Origin of the sequence: Nostoc sp. MG11 (assembly GCF_014904695.1) — a bacterium.
Classification (GTDB): domain Bacteria; phylum Cyanobacteriota; class Cyanobacteriia; order Cyanobacteriales; family Nostocaceae; genus Komarekiella.
Window position 1 is genome coordinate 559,174 of record NZ_JACXXN010000001.1, and the last position, 25,887, is coordinate 585,060.

Below are 25,887 nucleotides of genomic sequence, written 5' to 3' on the forward strand. Positions count from 1 at the left end.
TCGTGAAGTTACTTTGACAATATTAGGCAGAACCGGGGAAGCAAAAATTACCATGCGGATTCTATTTGTTGCAGCAGAAGCAGCACCCATTGCGAAAGTAGGCGGAATGGGTGATGTTGTTGGGGCATTACCCAAATTCTTAAGAGCAATGGGGCATGATGTACGAATATTCTTGCCTTACTACGGTTTCCTGCCAGACAAAATGGAAATTCCCAAAGAACCCGTCTGGCGGGGATCTGCTATGTTCCAGGACTTTGCTGTTTACGAAGCAGTTTTACCTGGTACTGATGTTCCTTTGTACTTATTTGGACATCCCGTTTTTTTGCCCCGCCGCATTTACTCTGGAGAAGATGAAGACTGGCGGTTCACCTTTTTTGCCAATGGTGCAGCTGAATTTGCCTGGAATCACTGGAAGCCGGAAATTATCCATTGCCACGATTGGCACACAGGAATGATTCCTGTGTGGATGCATCAAGATCCTGATATCACCACTGTTTTTACCATTCATAACCTGGCTTATCAAGGGCCATGGCGTTGGTATTTGGAGAAAATTACCTGGTGTCCTTGGTATATGCAAGGACACAATACAATGGCCGCTGCGGTGCAATATGCTAATAAGGTAAATACAGTTTCCCCAACTTATGCTGAGCAAATTAAAACACCTACTTATGGTGAAACATTAGAAGGTTTGCTGTCCTTTATTAGCGGCAAATTATCTGGGATTATTAACGGCATAGATACCGAAGTTTATAATCCAGAAAATGACAAATATATTGCCCAAACCTTCACTGCTGATACTCTAGATAAACGCAGAGCTAATAAAATTGCTTTGCAAGAAGAAGTAGGATTAGAAGTTAACTCTAATGCCTTTTTAATTGGAATTGTGACGCGATTAGTGGAACAAAAAGGCATTGATTTAATATTGCAAATCCTCGATCGCTTCATGGCTTATACAGATGCACAATTTGTGCTTTTGGGAACAGGCGATCGCTACTACGAAAGCCAAATGTGGCAGTTAGCATCTCGCTTTCCCGGACGCATGGCGACTTACCTACTGTATAACGATGCCTTGTCTCGCCGGATTTACGCTGGTACTGACGCCTTCTTAATGCCTAGCCGTTTTGAACCCTGCGGTATTAGCCAAATGATGTCTTTACGTTATGGTTCAGTACCTATTGTTCGCCGTACAGGCGGATTAGTGGACACCGTATCGCACTACGACCCCGTAAATGAAGTAGGCACCGGTTATTGCTTTGACCGCTATGAACCGCTAGACCTCTTTACCTGTATGATCCGTGCCTGGGAAGGCTTCCGTTTCAAACCCCAGTGGCAAGAATTACAAAAACGCGGCATGAGCCAAGACTTTAGCTGGTATCAGTCTGCTAAGCAATATGTGAAGTTGTACAGGTCAATTTACGGCTTACCAGAAGAAGAGGAGCAAACACCACAACCAGAGTTAGTGCTAAACAAGGCAGTAACTAGTAGCAAATCCTAAATCGCCTAAATTAAGTAGATATTTTTATGGCTCATGATAGCATTGCTCGAACATGCTAATCATGAGTTTTTTTTGGCGCGATCGCTTTTCATGAAAGTAAGTTTGATGAGCCAAATAGCTCTCAATATAGTTCGGTTAAGGGATAAGGTGTTTCTCTTTTCCTTTAACCCTTCCCCATTAACCTTTTCCCAACTAGTATTTTTAAGCAACAGTATGCTTATCCGAACCGTATTGAAATAGTCCTTGCAAAATCGATTTTCTGAATATTAGTCAAGACGCGGGTTGCAAATTTGGAACTCGCTGAATAAATATGGCATCTAGCATCACTAGTTCTTGTTTTAGATCAAAATTAAAAAAATACAAATTATCTTAGCAGCAAAATTGCTGAAATCAATAACACAATATATTTCTTTCAAGATTGTCATATTACCTAAAATTTATATCGAAGATCAGTTTCAAGAAGCTTTAGTAAGGCTTTCTCCTCAATTCCCTAAGTCAGTCTTGTATGAAATACAACTGTTTTATGTGGGAATAACTTTAAATTAGGGGTTTTGATAATTACGTGTCCTTGCTTGATCTGGTACTTCGTCATCATCCCCTTCATGCATATTCAGGAGATGTCTATTATGTATGACTTGCAAAAATTTACTTTAAGAGATATGTCAGAATGCGGTTTAGCTCTGCGTCATTTAGGCAATAAAACTAACAGTATGGAAGAGGCTAGCAATTATATTATCCAACATCTTTATGAAAATTTAATTGATAAGCAATCTGGTAAAAATGCCTGGGTACTTATCCGTTTTTTCAAAACTCACTCGTACATCGAACTAACATCAGAATTGCAAGAATATGCACAAAGTCAGTTAGGTAATCATTTACCAGATGATAGTCTCAAGTGCTTAACTTTATTAGCAACTGCTGGGGAACTACCAGAATGGAACTCGCGGCACAAATCTGGGGGACACGGCAATTCCTCTAGCAAATGAAGAGGCGATCGCTCGCATACCAATGATTTTTCAACTTATCCAACAACTAGGGTTAAATCTCGGCACTGTAGTACAACCAGATGCAAATTTATTAACTGATTTAGAACAACGGATGTATAACGTCTTTTATATTCCCGATGCCTTGGGTAGCCCCTACATCCCTTCACAAACATCGTTTGTAATCCCATTTAATATAAAGTCTGTGGTTGGATTTGGAGGATTATTACCATCGGGAAATATGTTTGTAATTCTCATGTTTTTGAGAGTAGTAATTCCTCGGATAACTGTCGATTTGTTGCAACCACTAGCATTAAATGTAAAAATGGCAATCCTACCTTTTGAGGATGAAAATATTTTTACTAAGCATAATAAAACTGTTATGAACGATAAAATTTCAATTGCAACAAATAAAAATGATAACTTTCAGTATCTCAACTCACAAATTGCAACATTAACTCAGTTATTGGATGTTTCTGAGCAATCTACCATCAGTCAATCCGATCGCCTTGAACAAACAAACGCCCACCTTCAAAAAACTTTAGACAAGCTTCAGACAACTCAAATCCAGCTAGTTCATACTGAAAAAATGTCTAGTTTGGGACAACTAGTTGCTGGTATTGCTCATGAAATTAACAATCCTGTAAATTTTATTCATGGTAATCTCATTTATGCTAAACAATATACCGAGATTTTACTAAATTTAATCCAAAGCTATCAAGCTTATTATCCAAATCCTCCAGAGGAAATTCAAGAATTAATCAAAGAAACTGAACTAAATTTTCTATCTGAAGACCTAACTAAAATTCTAAATTCCATGACAGTGGGAACAAAACGAATTAGCGAGATTGTTAAGTCACTGCGAAATTTTTCTCGTTTAGATGAAGCAGAAGTTAAAACTATCGATATTCACGAAGGTATTGATAGCACTTTAATGATTCTGGAACACTGTATGCAAGCTAGACAAGGATATTCAGGAATCAAAGTTATTAAAGAATATGGTCAATTACCTTTAATAGAATGCTATCCCAGCCAACTCAATCAAGTCTTTATGAATATTATTGCCAATGCCATTGATGCGTTACAAAGTTTTAATGAGTCACTGGTTACGGGTAGTATAGAAGAAAAATATAACTACCTATTACCGACAATTCACATTCGCACCAAGGCACTTGATAACAAATGGATAGCAATAAGTATTGCCGATAATGGTTGTGGAATCAACGAAGAAGTGCGTTCCAGGTTATTTGACCCCTTTTTTACTACTAAACCTGTAGGTAAAGGCACTGGAATAGGTTTATCAATCAGCTATCAAATTATAGTTGAAAAACATGGCGGACAAATTAGCTGTATTTCTATTCCAGGGCAAGGGGCAGAGTTTGTGATTGAGATTCCTGTGAAGATTAAAAACTAACTTTTACATCTAATTAGCTTTACACGATCGCATAACTCAAATGACAGATAATTTAGACCTAAAATAATATTTTTTAGTCAAGATCTAATAAGTAATTTTGCACAATTTCCAAAATGTACTCTGCTGCATGACCATCACCAAAGGGATTAATTGCATTTGCCATTGCTTCATAAGCAGCTGAGTTACTGAGCAACTCACTAGTGAGGGCAAAAATTTTCTCACTCGTAGTTCCTACAAGTTTAGCTGTACCTGCTGCAACAGCCTCCGGTCTTTCTGTGGTGTCTCTCAGCACTAACACTGGTTTTCCAAGACTGGGTGCTTCTTCCTGCAATCCACCAGAGTCGGTGAGCAAAAGATGCGATCGCCCAATCGCTCCTACTAGTTCTCCATAATCTAGAGGTTCTGTCAAGAAAATTCGGGGATGATTTCCTAAAAGCGCTTGCAAAGGTTCACGCACTGTCGGGTTACGATGTAATGGTAAAAGCAATGCTGTATCTGGAAACTTATCTAAAATCTGTAAAAACCCCTGAGCGATCGCTTGTAGTGGTTCTCCCCAATTCTCTCGACGATGTACTGTTGCTAGCAGAACGCGATATGAGTCCCAGTTTAAACCTGGTATATTGCAGGCTGGTTGAGTTGCAGCCACATTCAACAGTGCATCAATCACCGTGTTACCTGTTAGGTGAATTTCACCCAAAACACCAGAACGTTGCAAGTTTTCCATAGCTAAAGAAGTTGGCGCAAAGTGCAACTGAGTGAGTTGAGAAATTAACCGCCGATTAGCTTCTTCTGGATAAGGATTAAAAATATTATCAGTTCTTAACCCTGCTTCTACATGACCTACAGGGATTTTTTGGTAAAAAGCTGCTAAAGTTGCGGCAAAAGCTGTGGTAGTATCTCCCTGCACCAGCACTAAATCTGGCTTTTTTTCCTGGAATAATGTTTCTAAACCTCGCAAGCTACGGCAGGTAATATCACTTAAGGATTGCTGAGCCTGCATAATCTCCAAGTCATGATCTGCCTTTATATTGAACAATTGCATGACTTGCTCAACCATTTCTCGATGCTGTCCAGTTAAAATTACTTTCAACTCAAAATCTGTAGATTTTTGGAAAACTTGAATCACCGGAGCTAGTTTGATTGCTTCTGGACGAGTACCCAAAATAATGCAAACTCGTTTTTGGTTAGTCATTAGCCATTAGTAATTAGTTATTTTAGTGATTAGTCAAGAGCCAATATAGCAGTTCTTGTTTGGATGCAACATGCGTTCAGATCACAACGTTCACCAATTCGTAATAGGTTACGCCCCGCTTCTCTAAAAAACGCTGTGTGTAACTTGCTTCACCGTAGAGGTACACTAACGTAATTTGTAATTAAAAAATTCAAATTTACAGCGCTTTTCAAATGATTAGACGACAAATCGTAGAGTGGGCATTGCTTACAAAAGTTTATCTAATATACATTTAAGATATTGGTGGCAATGCCCACCTTACAGAAAACTTTGAAAATCGGGCTTATGGCAATGGGTATTGGGGAGCCAGTTTCGCTTTGCTCAAAATCATACTTTAGGGATTTATGCAATAGGTCTAATCTTTACAAATTACAAATAAGCATGAAAAAACCCGGCTTAACCGGGCAGATGCACTGTTTATCGAATTTAGCAGTGATAACTACATTTTGATATCACAAGTTAAAGGACAAGCGGCATAAACAGTAGTCTGCATTTGGTCTGCCTCTCCATGAAGCCAGCTTAACCATTTGACTTCACTAGGATGAACACCCTTAATAGTTAGCACACCCGCAGCAAAGACAACTGCCATGACATTGAACATTATTAAACCACCTGCTACGAGCAAAACAGCACTAACAGGCATCACAGATTGTAGAACAATCGACAACAGACATCCGACCGTAGCCATCAACACAACTAAGGGGAAACCGACAACCAACAAGCATACTGCCAACGTGAAAGTCCAGATCAAAAAGCTTTTGACCTTTAATAAGGAGTAGGTCTTTCCTAGATTAGAGCTTTGAGCCGAAACCATGACTTTTCCTCCCAAAATACACAGCAAATGTAATTTCAGTAAAATCTCGCTTTTTACGAGCAAACTGAACTTCTTCAAGTGAAATTCAGTATATAAAAACCAATAGAGAAAATGAGCATTTATTTACTAAAGTTTACAGTTAATCTTTCGTAATTATGAATGTAAACTCAAGTTCACATATATTTAAACAGCTAGTTTTTAGCATCTGTCTTGAGGTATAGAAGCTAAAAGTCATTAGCTTTTAACGCTTATCGTCAGCACTTTATTTCCGCCCAACTTAACATTTCTTATAACTAAGAGTAGAACTTCTCATAATTCATAAATAGGCTAAAAAAATTATCTGCCGCTGACTATGCTGTTAATTGCTAGCAATTTTTGGTTTTTATCTGAAGCAAATTTCTCATCTAACAAGTTGAAGTGTTAACAATAAAAATCTAAGTATATAAAAGCACTTTTTGCTAAAGTATAATAACTGAGGCTTTTTAAGGTCTTATGTATGTTAAACAAGGTTATACGAGTGAAATATTTTTTATAAGACTACTAGATAGTGGCAGTTAAAGAAAAAAAGATACTAGTGGAGGAGAATGAAATAGACTGACCGTGGCTCTAGAATTCCGATTACTTTTTACCGTCCATAGAGCGTCCACACAAGCATTCTCCAGAAGTCCTCAACAAAAATGACTTCTTTGTAACTCAACTTTACTATCAGCCAAATTTTAAGATATATGACAGAATCACAGCATCCCTTAAATTCCAATGCTGCTAGCCGTAATTTGCCGCCAGTACCGCCGCCACCACCAACGTTTAGTACACAGCGCCAGTTTACACAAACATTGGATATGTCAATTGATAGGAGTACCAACACTCCTGTTATTAACTCTGCACCACCGCCACCGCCAGCTTCCACACCTGTTGGAGCTCATCGTCCGGGTAGTCCACCACCAATGCCTACATCTCGTTCCAAAAACAGCAGTACGGGACTTACTTTGGCGCAGTTAATCAGAGAAGCTTACGATCAAGGATATTCTGACCTTCACTTGGGTGTAGGTGAAGTACCCCGCTTTCGCAACCGAGGAGAAATTCAACCAACGGATTATCCAGAAACGGATAAAGAGACTTTGATGAATTGGTTGCGAGAGGTAATGACCGAAGCGGAAATTCAGCGCTTTGAAGAACATCTAGAATTTGACGGAGCGACTCAGTATGATTTTGCTCGCGTGCGGATTAATGTTTTTGGCTCTCTCAAAGGGCCAGCAATGGTGTTACGGTTGATTCCGCTAAAAATCTTGACTATGGAACAGTTGAGATTACCTACAGTTTTTCGGGATATTTGCCATAACCATAAAGGTTTAATTTTGGTGACTGGGCCTACTGGTTCTGGTAAGTCTACGACAATGGCAGCGATGATTGACTACATCAATAAAGAGATGGCTAAGCATATCATCACCATTGAAGATCCAATAGAATTTGTCCACCAAAGCCGCAAGTCCTTAGTCAAACAGCGGGAGGTGGGAATGCACACCCGGAAATTTGACAACGCTTTGAAAGCGGCTTTGCGGGAAGATCCAGATTTGATTCTGGTAGGGGAAATGCGTGATAAAGAAACGGTCAATACTGCCCTCAAAGCTGCTCAAACTGGTCACTTGGTAATGGGAACCCTACACACGAATAGCGCTGTAAAAACCATTGAACGGATTCTGAATCTTTACTCTGGTGAGGAACAGGATGCAATGCGGGTAGCAATTTCTGAGTCTTTAGTAGCAGTTATTGCTCAGGGTTTGTGCCGTACAACTGATGGCAAGCGGGCTGCTTTCCACGATGTCCTCATTAACACTGAGGCAATCAAAGAATGGATCAAAGACGGTAAGTATGATGAAATTACCGAGCTAATGAAGCAAGCCAGTTTTGACGGCATGGTTACGATGAATCAGTCGTTACTCAATCTCTATCAAGATGGGCGCATCACTGAAGAAACTGCTTTGGAAATGTCACCAACTCCTAACGAAATGGCGCAATTTCTCCGAGGTCGAGTTTAACGGATTGGGGACTGGGGATTGAGGACAAGGGGCAATGAGTTTATTGACCAAGGCGGTTGGGGGATAAAGAGAATAACCCATGCCCCATGACGCCACTTGCTTCACTTGGGGAACCCCAGACGCTCGCGGACTTGCTCTAAGCGTACCCCTGCGCTTAAACAAGCTACGCGCAGCGTCTCGAAGAGAAGCCATGCCGTTGGCGGAGCCGACGCACCAGAAGGGAGAAGACCGCAGTGGCTTCCCCATACCCAATGCCCCAATCGTAAATATTTTTATGTTCCTGGTTGCCGTTATAGCTAAGGTAAAAGGTAAAAGACAGATTTTTTACTTTTTACTTTTAGTTCCCTAGCCTCCGTGAATAACTTGACAACAAACAAATTATCTAAACCCCAGTTGTTCAAAGGCATTGCTCTATTTACTCCTGGAGGAGATTTGATTTACTGTATCGACCCTAGCAAGCAAGGTCGATGGCATTTGCATTTGTGTAATGCTTTGCAAGAAATCTTAGACTTACCAGAGCCACCACATTTTTTAGTGCCTTGCTATACAGCAACTATTGACCACTGGTTAGATCCGCGTAGCCAACGAGTGCGAACTTTTGCTGAAGCTTATCCGGCAGTAATCAGACATCAGTCCGTGCTTAACGCTATTTTTGGCACAAAAGAGCTAGTATGGCAAGCCGCTCCCTGGCAAGATGGGTTGTGCGATCGCATGGTGTTAACAACTTATCGTTCCTCATTCCCGCAACTTTGGGAAGACCATGATTTAATTGTGCGCTTAGACCTTTCCGAACCAGTACCAAAATACCATCAACCGGTAATAACCGCCCAAAAGGAGCAAGTAACAACACAAGGCTATGTCCTGCGCTTGTTTGTTGCAGGGCATAGTGGAACTACCGAACGCATCCTTCAAAATCTGCACGAACTGTTGGAGCGATCGCTTGGACACCCTTATACTTTGAAAGTCATTGATGTTTTAACTAATCCAGAACAAGCAGAAATCAATCAAGTTTCTGCAACTCCTACCCTTGTCAAAGTTTGGCCTCACCCGATTCGGCGAATTGTTGGCGATTTAGATCATGTGGAGAAAATTTTACACATGTTAGCTACTAAAGAAAAACTTTAAATTTTATTAAGACTATTAATTTGTCAGATGCGACAATTAACTCGGTCATGCTTCGGTTGTGAGGAGTGCGTAGTTTAACGCCGTAGGCATTGCTCCAAAGTTAGCTAAGCTGATTGATGATATGCTTTGCAATCAGACTAGTTTTTTGCTGAGTGCGCGGATGGGTAGGTGTTAGGGAAGTGGCGACAAGAAAATGGCTGAATTCCCTTGTGTGTAAGAAATTGATTGCGATCGCATCTTGAAAATCTTGAAACTATCCGCGCACCTTATCTAGACTAGCTTTTAGGCATTTGCATTTAGCACAACTACCATACCTTATGTTATGATTTCTACATTCGCGCAACAGAACCTTGAAAACCAAATACGGCAAGGGTTTCAGAATCCTGCCATTTCAATTACAAAAAATCCCTATTAGGGATTGAAACGGGTAAAAATCGTACTACAAATTCGCTTTTTCTTATTTCAATTACAAAAAATCCCTATTAGGGATTGAAACTTATTGGATTCCTTAACTCGATTAATTTATCTATTATTTCAATTACAAAAAATCCCTATTAGGGATTGAAACTACTATGTACCCAGTACCACCGCTTCCCCTACCTATTTCAATTACAAAAAATCCCTATTAGGGATTGAAACCCAGTGCCTTGCCCTAGCAAAATACGCACACTAGATTTCAATTACAAAAAATCCCTATTAGGGATTGAAACTTCAATATCTCTAGCTTTGAGATACTTATCTGGGAATTTCAATTACAAAAAATCCCTATTAGGGATTGAAACTCACAATTTATGAAGATTGTATTGTTGTAAAAATTATTTCAATTACAAAAAATCCCTATTAGGGATTGAAACTCAAAGGTATAAAACTTAAGCCTCTTGATACTATATTTCAATTACAAAAAATCCCTATTAGGGATTGAAACCCTTTATCTCCATCTGTGTGGGCACATTATAGAATTTCAATTACAAAAAATCCCTATTAGGGATTGAAACGTATGGCTGAAAGTCGTTTATTGGCAGGCTAATATTTCAATTACAAAAAATCCCTATTAGGGATTGAAACTACTAAGCTGTACTCAGGCAAGATTAAAGACAGGTACATTTCAATTACAAAAAATCCCTATTAGGGATTGAAACTAAAGAAAGTCACGTACCAGAATAAACAAATAGCATTTCAATTACAAAAAATCCCTATTAGGGATTGAAACGAATTCAACATTTCCACCCCCACTGGATACCTGGAAGGAAATTTCAATTACAAAAAATCCCTATTAGGGATTGAAACATATTATAAATATAGAAACAGAGGAGAAAGTAAAATTTCAATTACAAAAAATCCCTATTAGGGATTGAAACTATACCATCCGAACCATAAGCCGCGTTACCGGGAATTTCAATTACAAAAAATCCCTATTAGGGATTGAAACTTTTTGTTAAATAGCGTCTATAGTTAAGAAAGAAAATTTCAATTACAAAAAATCCCTATTAGGGATTGAAACTGCTACTGTACATGACGAGCTGCTTGGTTATGTGCTTAATTTCAATTACAAAAAATCCCTATTAGGGATTGAAACATTTACGGAGCCGGAATCTCCGGTATCTGAATAATTTCAATTACAAAAAATCCCTATTAGGGATTGAAACCCATTGAATAAGAGTAGCAAGCTAGTTGTGTAGCATAGATTTCAATTACAAAAAATCCCTATTAGGGATTGAAACGGGTACGAGACTTGTAGACGAGGAGGCATTAATGATTTCAATTACAAAAAATCCCTATTAGGGATTGAAACTACCATCTTCCTTTTTAAAGTACTTCATTGCTAAATTTCAATTACAAAAAATCCCTATTAGGGATTGAAACCATTTTTTCTTACTATGTGGTCTATCTCCAATAATTTCAATTACAAAAAATCCCTATTAGGGATTGAAACGCGACCAATTGCCTAGTATCCCGGTCTTGATTCTATTATTTCAATTACAAAAAATCCCTATTAGGGATTGAAACTCAGTAACTAACTTGACTGATACATTAACTGGTTTATTTCAATTACAAAAAATCCCTATTAGGGATTGAAACTAGGTAACAATGGTGATTTATATATTGACATTACCATTTCAATTACAAAAAATCCCTATTAGGGATTGAAACATGTTTACAATTAGCCCAGACCGTGCGTATGTTGAATTTCAATTACAAAAAATCCCTATTAGGGATTGAAACTGGAAAGTTGTTGATTACGCTGTGTGTACTGATTTAGATTTCAATTACAAAAAATCCCTATTAGGGATTGAAACAAATACCATCTAAGCTTTCCAGCTTTTAAGCTTATGGTATTAGATTTCAATTACAAAAAATCCCTATTAGGGATTGAAACATTTTAATAAAGCGCTGAACACTGCTAATTTAGCATTTCAATTACAAAAAATCCCTATTAGGGATTGAAACTTTCTGCTGCTTGCTCCATCTTTACTCAAACAAACTTCAATGCTCATTTCAATTACAAAAAATCCCTATTAGGGATTGAAACTTTCTGCTGCAAGCTTAGACGTACTTATCCCTTCGATTTCAATTACAAAAAATCCCTATTAGGGATTGAAACAACACCCTCCTCAATAATTTCGGAACGAATGCTAAGATTTCAATTACAAAAAATCCCTATTAGGGATTGAAACACTCACCTCAAATGGCGTTTGAGATTTTTAACACATTTCAATTACAAAAAATCCCTATTAGGGATTGAAACTAAAATCGTGTCCTATATCACTTAATACCCCACATTTCAATTACAAAAAATCCCTATTAGGGATTGAAACTTGTTTACCTTAACATCAATCGCATTATCATCTGTTATTTCAATTACAAAAAATCCCTATTAGGGATTGAAACAGACTCGTAGCGCATAGCTAAGCTGACATTCTGCCATTTCAATTACAAAAAATCCCTATTAGGGATTGAAACAATAAACGCGATTCTTGTAGCAGGAATACATAAAGATTTCAATTACAAAAAATCCCTATTAGGGATTGAAACGTGTTAATGAAGATGCGTGAACTCCACCCAGAGAATTTATTTCAATTACAAAAAATCCCTATTAGGGATTGAAACAAAAATGGTTGCTCACGCACAAGGTCGAAGTGTGAGCATTTCAATTACAAAAAATCCCTATTAGGGATTGAAACACATATCCAGAGAAGTAGGCAAAATCATATTGGGATTTCAATTACAAAAAATCCCTATTAGGGATTGAAACAGCATCAAAAGCAATAGTTTCCAAAGCCACTTTAATTTCAATTACAAAAAATCCCTATTAGGGATTGAAACGTAGTTTTGTATCATGTTGTGGGAACACGCAAATTTCAATTACAAAAAATCCCTATTAGGGATTGAAACTAAGAAAATCTTGCGATTGTCGCTCATCGCCGCTTGATTTCAATTACAAAAAATCCCTATTAGGGATTGAAACTTGTAGAATTACTAACTCAAGTTGATACTAAGATATTTCAATTACAAAAAATCCCTATTAGGGATTGAAACTTCCTTTTTCTAATGATTTAAGAATTAAATAATCGATTTCAATTACAAAAAATCCCTATTAGGGATTGAAACAGACCTACAATCAGGAATTCTCAACAGATGTGGGATTTCAATTACAAAAAATCCCTATTAGGGATTGAAACCTTAAGCGAACTACAGCACCTACACGATTGGGAGTGGCTGCACATTTCAATTACAAAAAATCCCTATTAGGGATTGAAACACAACACAGTGCCCAGCAACAACAAGCAGCCGCACAGAAGAATTTCAATTACAAAAAATCCCTATTAGAGATTGAAACAAGAAATAAATTAAGAGAAGAATTAGGTGGTAGTTTATTTCAATTACAAAAAATCCCTATTAGGGATTGAAACGGTATTTTTCCTTTATCAAACAAGCCTGTTGTTTCAAGATTTCAATTACAAAAAATCCCTATTAGGGATTGAAACATTCAACCTAGCCCACTTGGTGTACTCACTGCTGGATTTCAATTACAAAAAATCCCTATTAGGGATTGAAACTTTTGCTCTCTTGCCAAACTGTGCTATCAAATCTCATTTCAATTACAAAAAATCCCTATTAGGGATTGAAACGTGTAGATAGCCCTTGCCCAAAAAAAGCAACACGCTCAACAAATTTCAATTACACAAAATCCCTATTAGGGATTGAAACAAGGATTGAAGCTGTATGAGTCAGTGGCACAAACCCGGGTTATTTCAATTACACAAAATCCCTATTAGGGATTGAAACATTATAAAATTTTGTGATGATGTTGGAGTAAATATATTTCAATTACACAAAATCCCTATTAGGGATTGAAACTCTGTAAAGTGTTTCTAAGGATTTTGTTGATAGCATTTCAATTACACAAAATCCCTATTAGGGATTGAAACGAATTGACCATTGCTGAAATTGGCGCAAAGATCAATGAATTTCAATTACACAAAATCCCTATTAGGGATTGAAACAATACCTTTTATTGGCGTACTCCCCTTGCGGAATTTCAATTACACAAAATCCCTATTAGGGATTGAAACTAAGAGATGGCAGATTTCAATTTGGCAGCGATCGAATTTCAATTACACAAAATCCCTATTAGGGATTGAAACTAAGAGGAACAACACGCCTCTTAATACCCCCATCAATTTCAATTACACAAAATCCCTATTAGGGATTGAAACCTTGTGGCTGTGATGTGACAAAATAAACCAAACGAGATTTCAATTACACAAAATCCCTATTAGGGATTGAAACAAGAAGAGAAAGCCCAGAGCTATGAACTATAAGAGTATTTCAATTACACAAAATCCCTATTAGGGATTGAAACGCTACTTTGTGGCGCGTGGATGCCAATTCTACCGATTTCAATTACACAAAATCCCTATTAGGGATTGAAACTAGAAGCGCAATAATTCCAATTACCCAAAATCTCTATTCAGAAAGTTGAGGCACAGGTTTCTATTATGAATCGGGGGTTGTTGATTCTCGAACCTGACCCTCAATCATCTGAAGCGATCAAAGTTATGGTTTACAACCGTTGTAGTAGACTTAAACCATGGGTATCAGTGCCACATGTATTGAAAAGAGAGTATTCATCAGCTAACTTTTGCATTTGTTGTGATTCCAAAGCGCTAGGTTGCCAAGGGTTAGGATTATTGTAGGCGTAGAAAGTTTCAACACCATCGATACCTTTTTGGGCAGCAGCAGGAATTAAGTCAAAATGCGATCGCTTGTACCGAGCTGGATGAGCAAGTACTGCTAATCCTCCAGCTTGATGAACAGCCGCAATCACGTTACTTGCCTGATATTCTTTGCCTGTAGTAGCTTTTCTTTGCAGATAAGGTTTTATACTATGGTGTTCTGGCTCGAAAGCATAAGCCAAAATGTGAACTTCTATGTCCAAAAGGTTGGCATTGATTTCCACGCCACTCCACAGGTGAGGAGTGCTTTCGCCAGGATTATTCCACTTCCAGTCTTCCAACCAAGCTTGTGCCAGTTGATAGCCAGCAATACTATGATGGTCAGTGATCGCAAACCCTTTTAGACCAATAGCGATCGCCTGCTCCATCAATCCACTCGGCTGCAATCTTCCATCCGAGTAGACCGTGTGCATGTGAAAGTTAAATAACCTCGGACAACTTTGTGCATCAATGCTCTGGAATACTTGCTTCAAAAGTTCTGTGGAAGCAGTAGTCCGGGCAAAATTTACAGCCATAACCCCCTCTGAAGAAAAATACGTAATTTTTAAGACACCAACATCCACACTTACCAGATGAGAGATAACCAGCACTTTAAATTAGTGTTGGCAGTTAATTTCTCAGGCTCATGAGCAAAATTTTTCAATATGTTAAGACTACGTTAGCAAATCTAAACGCAGACGGTCATGAGCATTTTCGATTGCTCTTATAAGGCTTAGTAAAAAATATCGTTCAAGCTACTTATAATTTTTGCTATTACATTTGCTGAATAATTGAGTAAAATTCAGGCTTGTAGAGTTATTATCTCTACTAAGCCTCAAGCAAAGCTCTACTTTAATGTGTAAAGATTATCTTTTACACGGGTAATCCTACCAATTCTGCCGAACCAGTAATGACTTCACCAATTACATAAGTAGGAATATCCTGTGATTGAAAGTGGGTAATTGTCTGCTCTACCTGATGGGGTGGCACCAGCAATACAAATCCAATTCCCATATTGAATGTATTGTACATGGCATCGAGACTGACCGCTCCAACCTCAGCTAGCCATGCAAATGCAGAGGGGATAGTCCAACTACTAGGATCAATTTTAATCGCCTGATCCTTCCCCAAACATCTGGGCAAATTTTCTGGCAATCCACCACCTGTGATGTGAGCCATACCGTGAATGTCTAACCCTGATTGTAGAGCTGCTAAAACAGGTTTGACGTAAATACGGGTGGGTTTGATGAAAGTTTCGCCGATAGTTTCACCACCTAAAGATTCTGGGCGGTCACTCCAAGAAAACCCGCGATCGCTAACAATCTTTCGTACTAAACTTAAACCATTACTGTGTACACCTGTACTAGCAAGAGCGATCGCTACATCCCCTACTTGTACTTGGGAACCATCCAGCATCCGGCTTTTTTCCACAATTCCTACACAAAAACCAGCCAAGTCATATTCACCTACTTGGTAGAAACCAGGCATTTCTGCCGTTTCTCCTCCCAGCAAGGCACAACCCGCCTGCTGACACCCAGAGGCTATACCCGCCACCACCTGAGTTAACTGCTCTTTGTCTAGCTTACCTGTTGCCACATAATCCAAAAAAAACAGCGGTTCTGCGCCCGATGTCAGTACATCGTTTACGCACATCGCCACCAAATCAATACCAACGGTATCGTGACGGTTAAGGATGTGAGCGATTTTGAGCTTTGTACCCACACCATCCGTACCAGAAACCAACACTGGTTCCTTAAAACCCCCTGGTAGTTGAAAGCAGCCACCAAAACCACCCAGTCCACCAATTACTTCTGGTCTAAAAGTGCTGTGAACCAAATTGCGAATTTGGTCTACGAAGCCTCGACCAGCTTCAACATCAACGCCTGCATCCCGATAATCCATAAAAGTTAGTCAATGGTCAATGGTCAATAGTCAATAGTCAAGGGTCTAGGGTCTAGAGTCTAGGGTTAAAATTGGATAATAGACTGCTGACTCTTGACTTACTAAAATACTTCATCTTCAATACCTCGCCACCATTCACCCAAATTCATCAAGTCTTGGTAAATATCTTCTAATTCTTCGGCATAGATATCTTCTGATAAGGAGGCTCGACGCTCTTGCAGTTTCTTAAGGCGTAGTTGCACTAATAGCCAAGGCTTGGAGATACTATTTGTTGCTTCGATGTATTGCGCTAGTTCTTCGCTATCCATATATTTTATTTTTTGCTTTTAATGCTCAGCTAATCAAAAACAGCCACGATACTAGTCGTGACTGCTGGCAACATTGATAAATTAACTAATTGTTTACGCTTTATTAAGCTTAGTAAAAGCCACTGTTACAACCAGTTTACAACTGGTTGCCAATTAAGCTTTGGCTAAATTTTCAGCAGCGAAGTCCCAGTTTACCAACTGATCTAAGAAATTCTTGATAAACGCTGGACGAGCATTTCTGTAGTCAATGTAGTAAGCATGTTCCCAAACGTCTAATGTTAGGAGTGCCTTTTTGCCATGAGCTAGGGGATTTTCGGCGTTCGGTGTCTTAATCACTTTCAGAGTACCGCCATCATCAATCAACCAAGCCCATCCACTACCAAACTGAGTTGCAGCAGCGTTAGAGAACTCTTCCTTGAATTTATCGAAGCTACCAAAGTCTTTATTAATCTTGGCTGCGAGATCACCTGTGGGTGCGCCACCACCGGAAGGCTTCAAGGAGTTCCAAAAGAAGGTGTGGTTCCAAACTTGAGCCGCGTTGTTGAAGATTCCCGCTTTAGAGGAGTCTTTGAAGGAAGTTTGAATTACTTCTTCTAGAGACTTATCAGCAAGTTCCGTACCTTCAGTTAACTTGTTCAGGTTGTCTACATAAGCTTTATGATGCTTGCCATAGTGATACTCGAAAGTCTCACCTTTCATGCCATACGGCTCTAAAGCATTAAAGTCGAAGGGTAGGGGGGGCTGTTTAAATGCCATTTTGTGAAATCCTCTCTTTACTGTTTTCCAGTTTAAAGCTATTACAAAAGCTTAGGAAATTGCAGGTTTAGTGTTCGGAAGTTTCATATCCTTAAAATGCAAGGATATAAAACTTAACATCGTCATTCTACTACCAAAGTGAAGATTAAAACAAAGTACTTTGGCAATAAGTCAAATCCCTTGGGATTGATGATTATAAATAAAAACAACTAATACTTTAGAGATTGAGTCCAATAATCAATTAGCATTTAACGATTCAGAGTATATCGTCCTCAAACTCATAAACTAAATTACATGGCTCTTTTTAATCATCCTTTAACAAGGGGGGATTATGGTGGTAGTCCATGCTGGTAGATTTTAGCTTGTATGGCAGATGCGGACACATGGGAAGCTAAATCAATCTACTAAGTACATGTTTTCACACTTGTAAACAACTGGCATTCGGACAACCACACGATTTATCAATGCGGATTTGTACTTTGATTTACACCAATTTATCTAGCTGATTATATAGCTTTAGGACTTCCATCTTTAGTGGTATTTAAATGGAATGTTTAAATAGGTCTTTAGTCAGATGTATTAAGACTTAAATTATTCTATTTTTATTAAAATGCGGCATTTAAAAACAAACAGAAAATAGCTAATTGCAAAAATAGCGCATACTGTCCTTGAATGCTCTATTTTATAGATGGTGAGTGATTTGCTCACTCACCACCCTGTTTTCCTGAAAAGTTAATAGCAAATCGCAGTTATTACCACTAAGATAAGCGTTCGTGGTAGTAGTTAATAATTTGTGCGGTGACTTCGGACACGTTCAAACCATCGGTTTTGAGTTCAATGGCATCGGCTGCTTTTTGCAAGGGTGAAACTTTGCGAGTACTATCTTTCCAGTCACGTTCAGCGATGTCCTGCTCTAGCTGTTCTAAACTGACATTGGGTTGACCTTGTTTATTAAAGTCTTGCTTGCGGCGGCGTGCGCGTTCACTAACAGAAGCGGTTAAGAAGATTTTCAGTTCGGCATCGGGGAACACGTGAGTACCTATGTCTCGTCCTTCGGCAACCAAACCACCTTTTTTACCCCAGTTATGTTGTTGTGTAACGAGTGCTTGACGTACAGCATTTTGTGCTGATACTGCGGATACATTGGATGTCACCTCAATACTGCGAATTGCTTGCGTAACATCAATATTATTAATCCAAACCCGCACCGGAGATTGTAAATCCTCGCTCGGAATCAGTTGAATTTCACATTGATTGGCTAATTCAGCGATCGCACACTCATCATCAATGGCAATACCCTTTTGTAACACCAGCCAGGTGATAGCGCGGTACATTGCTCCTGAATCTAGGTACACTAGACCTAGCTCCGTTGCCACTTGACGAGCCACCGTAGATTTTCCCGCACCAGCTGGGCCATCAATAGCGATGATGGGCTGGCGATCGCACAAGATGGTATTGTCAATCAAACGTGTAGAACCAAGACGAGCTGCGATCGCCAGCATTCCTTCCTCCTCAATTTTTTCTAAAGTCATCAACGTAGTCGGTTCAACCAATTCAATATATTCCACGAAGACCTTGCTGACCATTGCTACTTCTTGCTGTACCATTGCTATCAACTTGCTGCTATTGCGATCGCCTGCCTTGAATGCCGCTTCAGCTCGTTGCAAACCGCGATATAACACCGCCGCCTGCTCTTTTTCTGTTGCAGTCAAATATTGATTGCGAGAGCTTAAGGCCAGACCCGACGCTTCTCGCACCGTTGGACAACCAACAATCTCTACTGGCAAATTTAAATCAGCCACAAGCCGTTTAATAATTGCCAATTGCTGACCATCCTTTTGACCAAAATAGACTCGGTCAGGCTGTACCAAGTTGAAAAGTTTGGTCACAATCGTAGCGACACCCTGAAAGTGACCTAGCCGAGAACGACCACACAAGCTTGTTATCATAGCAGATGGGGGGATAACTTGTGTAACCTCTGATTCTTGTATACTCTTCTGGGGAACTACCATTTCTTCCGGAGTAGGTGCAAAAATTGCATTTACCCCAGCTTGTTCACAAAGTTGTCGATCTTGCTCTAAAGTGCGGGGATAGCGTTGATAGTCCTCGTTGGGAGCGAATTGCAGGGGATTGACAAAAATACTGACAATCACCGTAGAATTTTCTTGCCGCGCCCGTTGAATCAAGCTTAAATGACCTTGATGCAAATTTCCCATCGTCGGCACCAGACCAACTGCCGTCTGTTGGCGGCTACTCACCTCATCTAGCACCAGATCGTCTGGCACAGTCAGCTTGTTTTCTAAGCAGTGTTTAGTTAAATAGCAGCGTAAAGCTGCGACTGTTGTCAGCAGGCGCACAAAATACCCCTAGTTCTTCTTGAGCCTCTTCCCAGTTAGTTTATATCTGAAATGGGGGAAAGAGATGTTTGAACTAGGGGAATTAAGTGATTGGGGATTGGGGATTAGTAAACAGACAAGGTAGAGAGGGGAGTAAGGGAGGTAGGGGAAGAAAGACTAACTAATGCCCCAGTACCCAGTCCCCAGTCCCTAGTCCCGAATAATTATCTTCCCAAGACTTCAATTTGCACTGGTGCTACACCACTGCCCATCATTCCCAAAATCCGAGCTGCACCAGTAGATACGTCAATGATGCGCCCTCGAATGTATGGGCCTCGGTCATTAATCCGCAACACTACAGAACGACCATTGCGGGTGTTGGTAACACGGACTTTTGTGCCAAAAGGTAAGCTACGATGGGCAGCAGTCATTCCTTCTGGATTGAATCTCTGACCACTAGCAGTTTTATTACCAGAACCATCGTAGCCGTAAAAGGAAGCCATGCCCCGGAAGTTCATTCGCACTCTTCCAACGGCAATCTCTTGTGGGAATTTTGGTATTGATGGTAGGCGTACTGGTAAGTTAGCAACTGCACTTAAGGGAGATGCATTGCCTAGGAGTCTCCGCATCCGGTTTGTGGCTTGCAATGCATCTTGTGCTAGATCCTTGGTGGTGGTGGTATTTGCGAGTCGCGTATCTTCGTTGATTTCCACCAATTTTTCGCTGTTGATTTTGATCGTGTAGCGATCGCCAGCCTGCTGTTGAACAGAGGTATTCTTGTTCTGAGCTTGATTAGTGGTCGATTTGTCCCCTGTCCAACTTACAGTAATTTTACTCGCGTCTACATTGTCCCTGGCCAGATCGTTAATTTTAGCTGCTAGTACACCTGCTCTCTGAACCGGGTCATTGTCAACACTCGCAATATTCCCAATATTCATCGCCTGTGATGAGTTGCTAGCAATAAGGGCGTACGATTGTACGCCCCCAGTATTTCCAACTTCACCAACTTTTTTAGTTTCACTACTTGTATCTGGTGCAGAACCTAAAAAGGTTAGAACGGGAATATTTTTGATAAAAAGGGTTGCCGCCTTACGTTCTCCAATGTTGTGAGGATGAATTTCTGTAATCACAGCATCCGAGGTAGGTTTCCCTGCTGATGATTGGTACTCTCCCACTTTGACCACATCAGTGGCAGGTAATTTCTGAGAAGCTTGCGTAGTTACCTTGGTGGTTTCAGTGCAACCGACTGAGGGTATTCCCAAAACAGCCAGAGACAGGGCGACAATAGTCCACAAATATCTTTGATTCATGCGTCCGTTTTTTAAAGCGACTGTAGAGCTGAAGTTTTATAATTCGTGAGATTTTTCACCAGTGAGAGTGATTTTTTCCCTTAAAACTCGAACTCGTTCCGTTTTCACTTTTTGTTTATAACTGCAACAGACTAACACGAACCTTTTGGCTTGGGGATCAGGGTTTTAGCGTAAGTATTGGTAACTTTACCAAAATTAAATTGCGATCGCAAGGGTCAAACCTTTCCCAAGTGCGGATTTTAGCTATGTAACGTTTTTTTCGACAAGTCGAAAAAATCTTTTCAAAACTTAATATTTGTTGTACATAAAACTCATGTGGCCTTGTCCACAAATATCTACAAGGCTCTCCACTACGTATGTATTCTAAATAACATGGAATTTTTACTATTCACCTTATAAAGTTAATCTGATTTTTTTGAAAAGACATCGGAATAAATACCCAAAATTATTTATTTCATGAAATCTTCACATTAACCTATAAATAAGGCATTACAAGATTTACATATAAGGTAATTAGAAAAATTAGCTGGAGTTTACTCTCTTTTTTTAAGTTTTATCTAGCCACGTTAACCATAGGTTGCATCCTCAGTGTTCGTAGCAAACTTAGCAATATATATAACTTCGCCTTTAAGTATTGCTGAGTATAAAAAATAGTCAACACTTATTTTCACCATCAGAGTAAAAACATGAGAAAAAATTAGAAAAGTTTCATGGACGCTTGTGGATTGATTTTATGGCGTATCAAAAAATACAAGCATTGTTATTCGCTCGCAGTAGTGGGTTAAAGTATGATTTATTTAGAGCAAGCTGTTAGCTTCATGGCACAAGGAGATTTAGAAATAGTTTTACTAGATATTCTTAAAGAGTTGCATTCCAAATACAAATCATTGCAAGAGGGTGTAGTAGCAAACTACATTCCTGAACTAGCAAAAGTAAACCCTGAATTATTTAGCATCTGTATTGTTACCGTAGATGGTCAGGTTTACGAAATCGGGGATTACGAACAGCTCTTTACCATTCAGTCAATTTCCAAGGTGTTTGCGTATGGACTTGCCTTAGAAGATCATGGACAGGTTGAGGTTTTGAAGAGAGTTGGCGTAGAACCAACGGGAGAAGCATTCAACGCGATTATTCTTGATGAGCAATCGAAGCGACCTTATAATCCAATGGTAAACGCAGGAGCGATCGCTACTACCAGCTTAATCAAGGGGTCTGGTGCAACAGAACGCCTCAACCGGATGCTGGATATGTTTCAGCGATACATTGGCCGCGATGTATTCGTTGATATCTCAGTTTTTACCTCAGAACGCAGTACAGGACATCGCAACCGAGCAATGGCCCACCTGATGCTCAACTTTGGCATGATTGACCGAAATATTGAAGAAGCGCTGGATTTATATTTCCAACAGTGTGCTGTGATGGTAAATTGCCACGACTTAGCTGTAATGGCGGCTACCCTTGCTAACAGAGGTATTAACCCCATCACCAAAAAACAGGCAGTAGATAAACGTTACATCAAAGATATTCTCAGTGTTATGTACACCTGTGGGATGTACAACTTTGCTGGTGAGTGGGCTTACAAAATTGGTATTCCAGCAAAAAGTGGTATTTGTGGTGGGATTATAGCTGTTGTACCCCATAAAATGGGGATTGGGGTGTTTTCACCGCCGCTAGATGCGCGTGGTAACAGTGTGCGGGGAGTAAAAGTATGTGAAGAACTTTCCCAACAATTAGGTTTACATCTATTTGAATGTTCAGGTCAAGACTGGAAATAGAGATAAAAACTGTTTTAACTGACAACTTGCCCCATTCTTGATATCCCTTAGCTGAGCGTCTAAATATTATGATTCAATATTCACTATTAACAATTATTTGTATAAACAAGATTCCCGACTTCTTGAAGAAGTCGGGAATCTGAACCGAAATAAAAGGCTGGGATGATACAACCCCAAGAACAAAATAGTATCACTTACTCACGCGTCATACACCTGAGTCATACAATTGACAAGGATATTCCTCAATGGCCTGGCGACCCCCCAGTAGAATTTGCCACTGTTGCAAAACTCCAAAAGGATGGCTATTACCTGCGGCGTTTCTCCTTGGGAGAACATAGCGCCACTCATATAAATGCCCCTAACAGTTTTCACAGCTTAGGTGTAGGAATTGACCAATATCCAGCCCAATCATTGGTTATACCTGCGGTAGTTATAGATATCCGCCAAGCTGCGATAGTTAATCCTGATTATGCCCTGACTATTGCCGATGTCCTAGTTTGGGAGGAGCAATATGGTGAAATTCCTGCTGGTAATGCAGTACTACTTTATACAGGTTGGCAAGAAAAGTGGTTTGATAAAAATGCCTTCTTCAGCCAAGATGCTGAAGGAATTATGCATTTTCCAGGGTTTAGTAGCGATGCAACTCGGTTTTTGCTTAACGAACGGCAAATTTCTGGAGTTGGAATTGATACTCATGGTGTAGACCCCGGAAAGGATAATAGTTTTATTACTAATCGCTTGGTGTTAGAACAACCGCGCATTGTGTTGGAAAATCTCACCAATTTAGATCAACTACCACCTAAAGGTACTACCTTAGTAATCGGGGTTCTGAGGTTACAAAATGGTTCGGGTTCTCCTGCGGGAGTATTAGCCTTAGTGCCTTGATTTATATATGGCAGCTATCATTTAGGTAAGATACAACGCAACCTACTGTGACAGTATATGGTCTACTTAATACCTATCAGGTTGTTGCCTTATGGGGCGGTAGTAGTGATGCACTAATCTCTATTAGGGATTGAAATATGATAACTCCATTATCTTGCCGCAATTACATTGACGGTCATTGGTTGAATGCTGTAGGGGAAGCAACTCTAGAAAGTCGCAACCCTGCTGACAAGACTGAAGTCGTTGCCACATTTCCCCGTTCTCAAGCCAATGATATAGATACAGCAGTAGCCGCAGCTCGCAAAGCATACCACAGTTGGCGAAAAGTCCCCGCTCCAGCGAGAGCAGAATATATTTTTCGTGTCGGAGAAATATTACTCCAGCATAAAGAAGAATTAGCCGAGTTGATTAGTCGAGAAATGGGTAAACCCCTGACAGAAGCAAGGGGAGATGTGCAAGAAGGTGTTGACTGCGCCTTTTACAGTGCTGGCGAAGGGCGGCGACTATTTGGGCAAACTACACCTTCGGAAATGCCCAACAAATTTGCGATGACTGTGCGGATGCCTATAGGAGTCTGTGCCTTAATTACACCTTGGAATTTTCCAGTAGCAATTCCTTGCTGGAAAGCTATGCCAGCTTTGGTGTGTGGCAATACAGTTATCCTCAAACCGGCTGAAGATACCCCCGCCTGTGCAACTAAATTGATTGAAATTTTTGCCCAAGCTGGTTTACCACCTGGAGTGATTAACTTGGTGCATGGGGTGGGTGAAGAAGCAGGGAAAGCTTTAGTTGAGCATCCCGATGTCAATTTGGTATCGTTTACAGGTTCTTCGGAAACTGGTGCTTTTGTTGGCGCAACTTGCGGACGCACTCACAAGCATGTCTGCTTGGAAATGGGTGGTAAAAATGCCCAAGTGGTGATGGAAGATGCAGACTTAGAACTAGCGTTAGATGGTGCTGTTTGGGGAGCTTTTGGTACAACCGGTCAGCGGTGTACAGCTACTAGTCGTTTGATTTTACATCAGGATATCAAAGAAAAATTTACTAACATGCTCCATGAGCGTACTAGTAAGTTACGCCTGGGTGCTGGCACTGACCCTGATACGGATATCGGGCCGATAATTAATGAAAAGCAACTTCAACAGGTGGGTAGGTATTTAGATATTGCTCGTGAGGAAGGAGCAAAGGTATTAATTGGTGGGGAAATTGCCAATGAAGGGACACTGAAAAACGGTTACTTTTTTCAACCGACAATTTTGGATGATGTAACTCCAAATATGCGAGTTGCGCGGGAAGAGATATTTGGGCCAGTGGTGGCATTAATTGAGGTTAGCTCTTTTGATGAAGCGATCGCAATCCTCAACGATAGCAATTACGGTCTTTCTTCCTCAGTTTACACTCGCGATATCAATCGGGCTTTTACTGCTATGCGTGACATTGAGGCGGGTATCACCTACATTAATGGCCCTACTATCGGTGCTGAGGTACACTTACCCTTTGGTGGCGTGAAACACACTGGTAACGGACACCGCGAAGCTGGAACTACAGCCTTGGATGTTTTCACTGAATGGAAAAGTGTTTATGTTGACTTTTCTGGAAGTTTGCAGCGTGCCCAGATTGACAATCGTAGTTAATAATTTTTTTCTCCTACTTCTTGTCATGGTGACGCAACTGAGTAGTTGCTTGTAGGGTGGGCATTACAATGCCCACCTTACTGTAGTCTAAACTGCATTAGGTTAGGGTGGGGAAAAGATAAGATAGAAGAAAACTTACGTCAACGCTAATCAAAAAATTTTGTTGTTATTAGCTTTGATAGATAGTTGATATTGATTACCGCCCAAATTAAGAGCGGAGGTATGATATGACAATTACTTTGAATCACACCATAGTGCCTGCATACGATAAGGAAGCATCAGCACGCTTTTTTGCAAAAATTTTTGGACTCCAGGTTGAGGCTCCCGTAGGTCATTTCGCTGCTGTGCATGTCAATGATAAGCTGACCCTAGACTTTGCCGACAGAGAAGGATTTGAGTCGCATCATTATGCATTTCATGTCAGTGATGAAGAGTTTGATGCCATCTTCGCACGAGTCAAAGACGCAGGTCTAGAATATAGTAGCGACCCCATGCATCATAATAAAGGTCAGCTTAACTATAGAGATGGAGGTCGTGGCTTTTATTTCTACGACCTTGATGGGCATAACTTAGAATTGTTAACTCGTGCGTAGATATTTTGCTCAAGTTTAATAGTATGGCGTTGCTGATTGATAATAGGAATTTACCTTATTCAGCAACGCGAATA

18 protein-coding genes and 1 CRISPR repeat array are annotated in these 25,887 nt (G+C 40.0%); of the genes, 10 read left to right on the forward strand and 8 right to left on the reverse strand.

Annotated features, from left to right (window positions below):
* Positions 1–52 precede the first annotated feature (52 nt).
* The 3 genes from glgA (at position 53) to HCR01_RS02400 (ending at position 3,892) form a co-directional block, all read left to right on the forward strand.
* Positions 53–1,495 carry a glycogen synthase GlgA gene (gene glgA / locus HCR01_RS02390; protein WP_193194255.1) on the forward strand — a complete coding sequence of 481 codons (1,443 nt, stop codon included), beginning with the start codon at positions 53–55 and terminating at the stop codon, positions 1,493–1,495.
* A gap of 626 nt (positions 1,496–2,121) precedes the next feature.
* Positions 2,122–2,481 carry a hypothetical protein gene (locus tag HCR01_RS40380; RefSeq protein ID WP_193194125.1) on the forward strand — a complete coding sequence of 120 codons (360 nt, stop codon included), beginning with the start codon at positions 2,122–2,124 and terminating at the stop codon, positions 2,479–2,481.
* Between the two features lie 22 nt (positions 2,482–2,503).
* Positions 2,504–3,892 carry a sensor histidine kinase gene (locus HCR01_RS02400; protein ID WP_320073072.1) on the forward strand — a complete coding sequence of 463 codons (1,389 nt, stop codon included), beginning with the start codon at positions 2,504–2,506 and terminating at the stop codon, positions 3,890–3,892.
* A 73-nt stretch (positions 3,893–3,965) separates the two neighbouring features.
* Here HCR01_RS02400 and wecB read toward each other — a convergent pair whose 3' ends face one another.
* Entirely contained in the window at positions 3,966–5,084 is a 1,119-nt protein-coding gene (gene wecB / locus HCR01_RS02405; protein ID WP_193194127.1) for a non-hydrolyzing UDP-N-acetylglucosamine 2-epimerase, read from the reverse strand.
* 478 nt (positions 5,085–5,562) lie between these two features.
* Positions 5,563–5,937, reverse strand: coding sequence for a hypothetical protein (locus HCR01_RS02410; protein WP_162398475.1), 375 nt, complete (start codon positions 5,935–5,937; stop codon positions 5,563–5,565).
* Positions 5,938–6,662: 725 nt separating this feature from the next.
* Here HCR01_RS02410 and HCR01_RS02415 point away from each other — a divergent pair.
* The 3 genes from HCR01_RS02415 (at position 6,663) to HCR01_RS02425 (ending at position 9,098) form a co-directional block, all read left to right on the forward strand.
* The gene (locus HCR01_RS02415; RefSeq protein WP_193194129.1) at positions 6,663–7,973 is read left to right on the forward strand and encodes a type IV pilus twitching motility protein PilT; all 1,311 of its coding nucleotides are present in this window, start codon (positions 6,663–6,665) and stop codon (positions 7,971–7,973) included.
* 79 nt (positions 7,974–8,052) lie between these two features.
* The gene (locus HCR01_RS02420; protein ID WP_193194131.1) at positions 8,053–8,322 is read left to right on the forward strand and encodes a hypothetical protein; all 270 of its coding nucleotides are present in this window, start codon (positions 8,053–8,055) and stop codon (positions 8,320–8,322) included.
* Between the two features lie 5 nt (positions 8,323–8,327).
* On the forward strand, positions 8,328–9,098 hold the full coding sequence (locus HCR01_RS02425; protein WP_193194133.1) for a circadian clock KaiB family protein: 771 nt from the start codon (positions 8,328–8,330) through the stop codon (positions 9,096–9,098).
* 388 nt (positions 9,099–9,486) lie between these two features.
* Positions 9,487–14,033: a CRISPR direct-repeat array (repeat unit 37 nt; unit sequence ATTTCAATTACAAAAAATCCCTATTAGGGATTGAAAC).
* A 130-nt stretch (positions 14,034–14,163) separates the two neighbouring features.
* Here the strand turns inward: HCR01_RS02425 and HCR01_RS02430 are convergent.
* From HCR01_RS02430 to HCR01_RS02455, 6 genes are all read right to left on the reverse strand, one after another.
* A complete protein-coding gene (locus HCR01_RS02430) occupies positions 14,164–14,850 on the reverse strand; it encodes a PHP domain-containing protein (RefSeq protein ID WP_193194134.1) in 687 nt (228 codons plus the stop codon).
* A 337-nt stretch (positions 14,851–15,187) separates the two neighbouring features.
* Entirely contained in the window at positions 15,188–16,216 is a 1,029-nt protein-coding gene (purM, locus tag HCR01_RS02435) for a phosphoribosylformylglycinamidine cyclo-ligase (RefSeq protein ID WP_193194136.1), read from the reverse strand.
* A 101-nt stretch (positions 16,217–16,317) separates the two neighbouring features.
* Positions 16,318–16,524, reverse strand: coding sequence for a hypothetical protein (locus HCR01_RS02440; protein ID WP_191758575.1), 207 nt, complete (start codon positions 16,522–16,524; stop codon positions 16,318–16,320).
* A 153-nt stretch (positions 16,525–16,677) separates the two neighbouring features.
* Positions 16,678–17,280, reverse strand: coding sequence for a superoxide dismutase (locus HCR01_RS02445; RefSeq protein WP_193194138.1), 603 nt, complete (start codon positions 17,278–17,280; stop codon positions 16,678–16,680).
* A 758-nt stretch (positions 17,281–18,038) separates the two neighbouring features.
* Positions 18,039–19,637 carry a bifunctional pantoate--beta-alanine ligase/(d)CMP kinase gene (locus HCR01_RS02450; protein ID WP_193194140.1) on the reverse strand — a complete coding sequence of 533 codons (1,599 nt, stop codon included), beginning with the start codon at positions 19,635–19,637 and terminating at the stop codon, positions 18,039–18,041.
* 203 nt (positions 19,638–19,840) lie between these two features.
* Positions 19,841–20,926 (reverse strand): septal ring lytic transglycosylase RlpA family protein, encoded by a 1,086-nt coding sequence (locus HCR01_RS02455; RefSeq protein WP_193194141.1) that lies wholly within the window; start codon positions 20,924–20,926, stop codon positions 19,841–19,843.
* An 818-nt stretch (positions 20,927–21,744) separates the two neighbouring features.
* Between HCR01_RS02455 and glsA the strand changes: the two genes are divergently transcribed.
* From glsA to HCR01_RS02475, 4 genes are all read left to right on the forward strand, one after another.
* Positions 21,745–22,701: a glutaminase A gene (gene glsA, locus HCR01_RS02460; protein WP_413773918.1), complete on the forward strand. Its 957-nt coding sequence runs from the start codon at positions 21,745–21,747 to the stop codon at positions 22,699–22,701.
* Positions 22,702–22,863: 162 nt separating this feature from the next.
* Positions 22,864–23,586: a cyclase family protein gene (locus HCR01_RS02465; protein WP_193194146.1), complete on the forward strand. Its 723-nt coding sequence runs from the start codon at positions 22,864–22,866 to the stop codon at positions 23,584–23,586.
* A 137-nt stretch (positions 23,587–23,723) separates the two neighbouring features.
* The gene (locus HCR01_RS02470; protein WP_193194148.1) at positions 23,724–25,220 is read left to right on the forward strand and encodes an aldehyde dehydrogenase family protein; all 1,497 of its coding nucleotides are present in this window, start codon (positions 23,724–23,726) and stop codon (positions 25,218–25,220) included.
* 227 nt (positions 25,221–25,447) lie between these two features.
* Positions 25,448–25,813, forward strand: a complete 366-nt coding sequence (locus HCR01_RS02475; protein WP_193194150.1) for a VOC family protein — start codon at positions 25,448–25,450, stop codon at positions 25,811–25,813.
* Positions 25,814–25,887 lie beyond the last annotated feature (74 nt).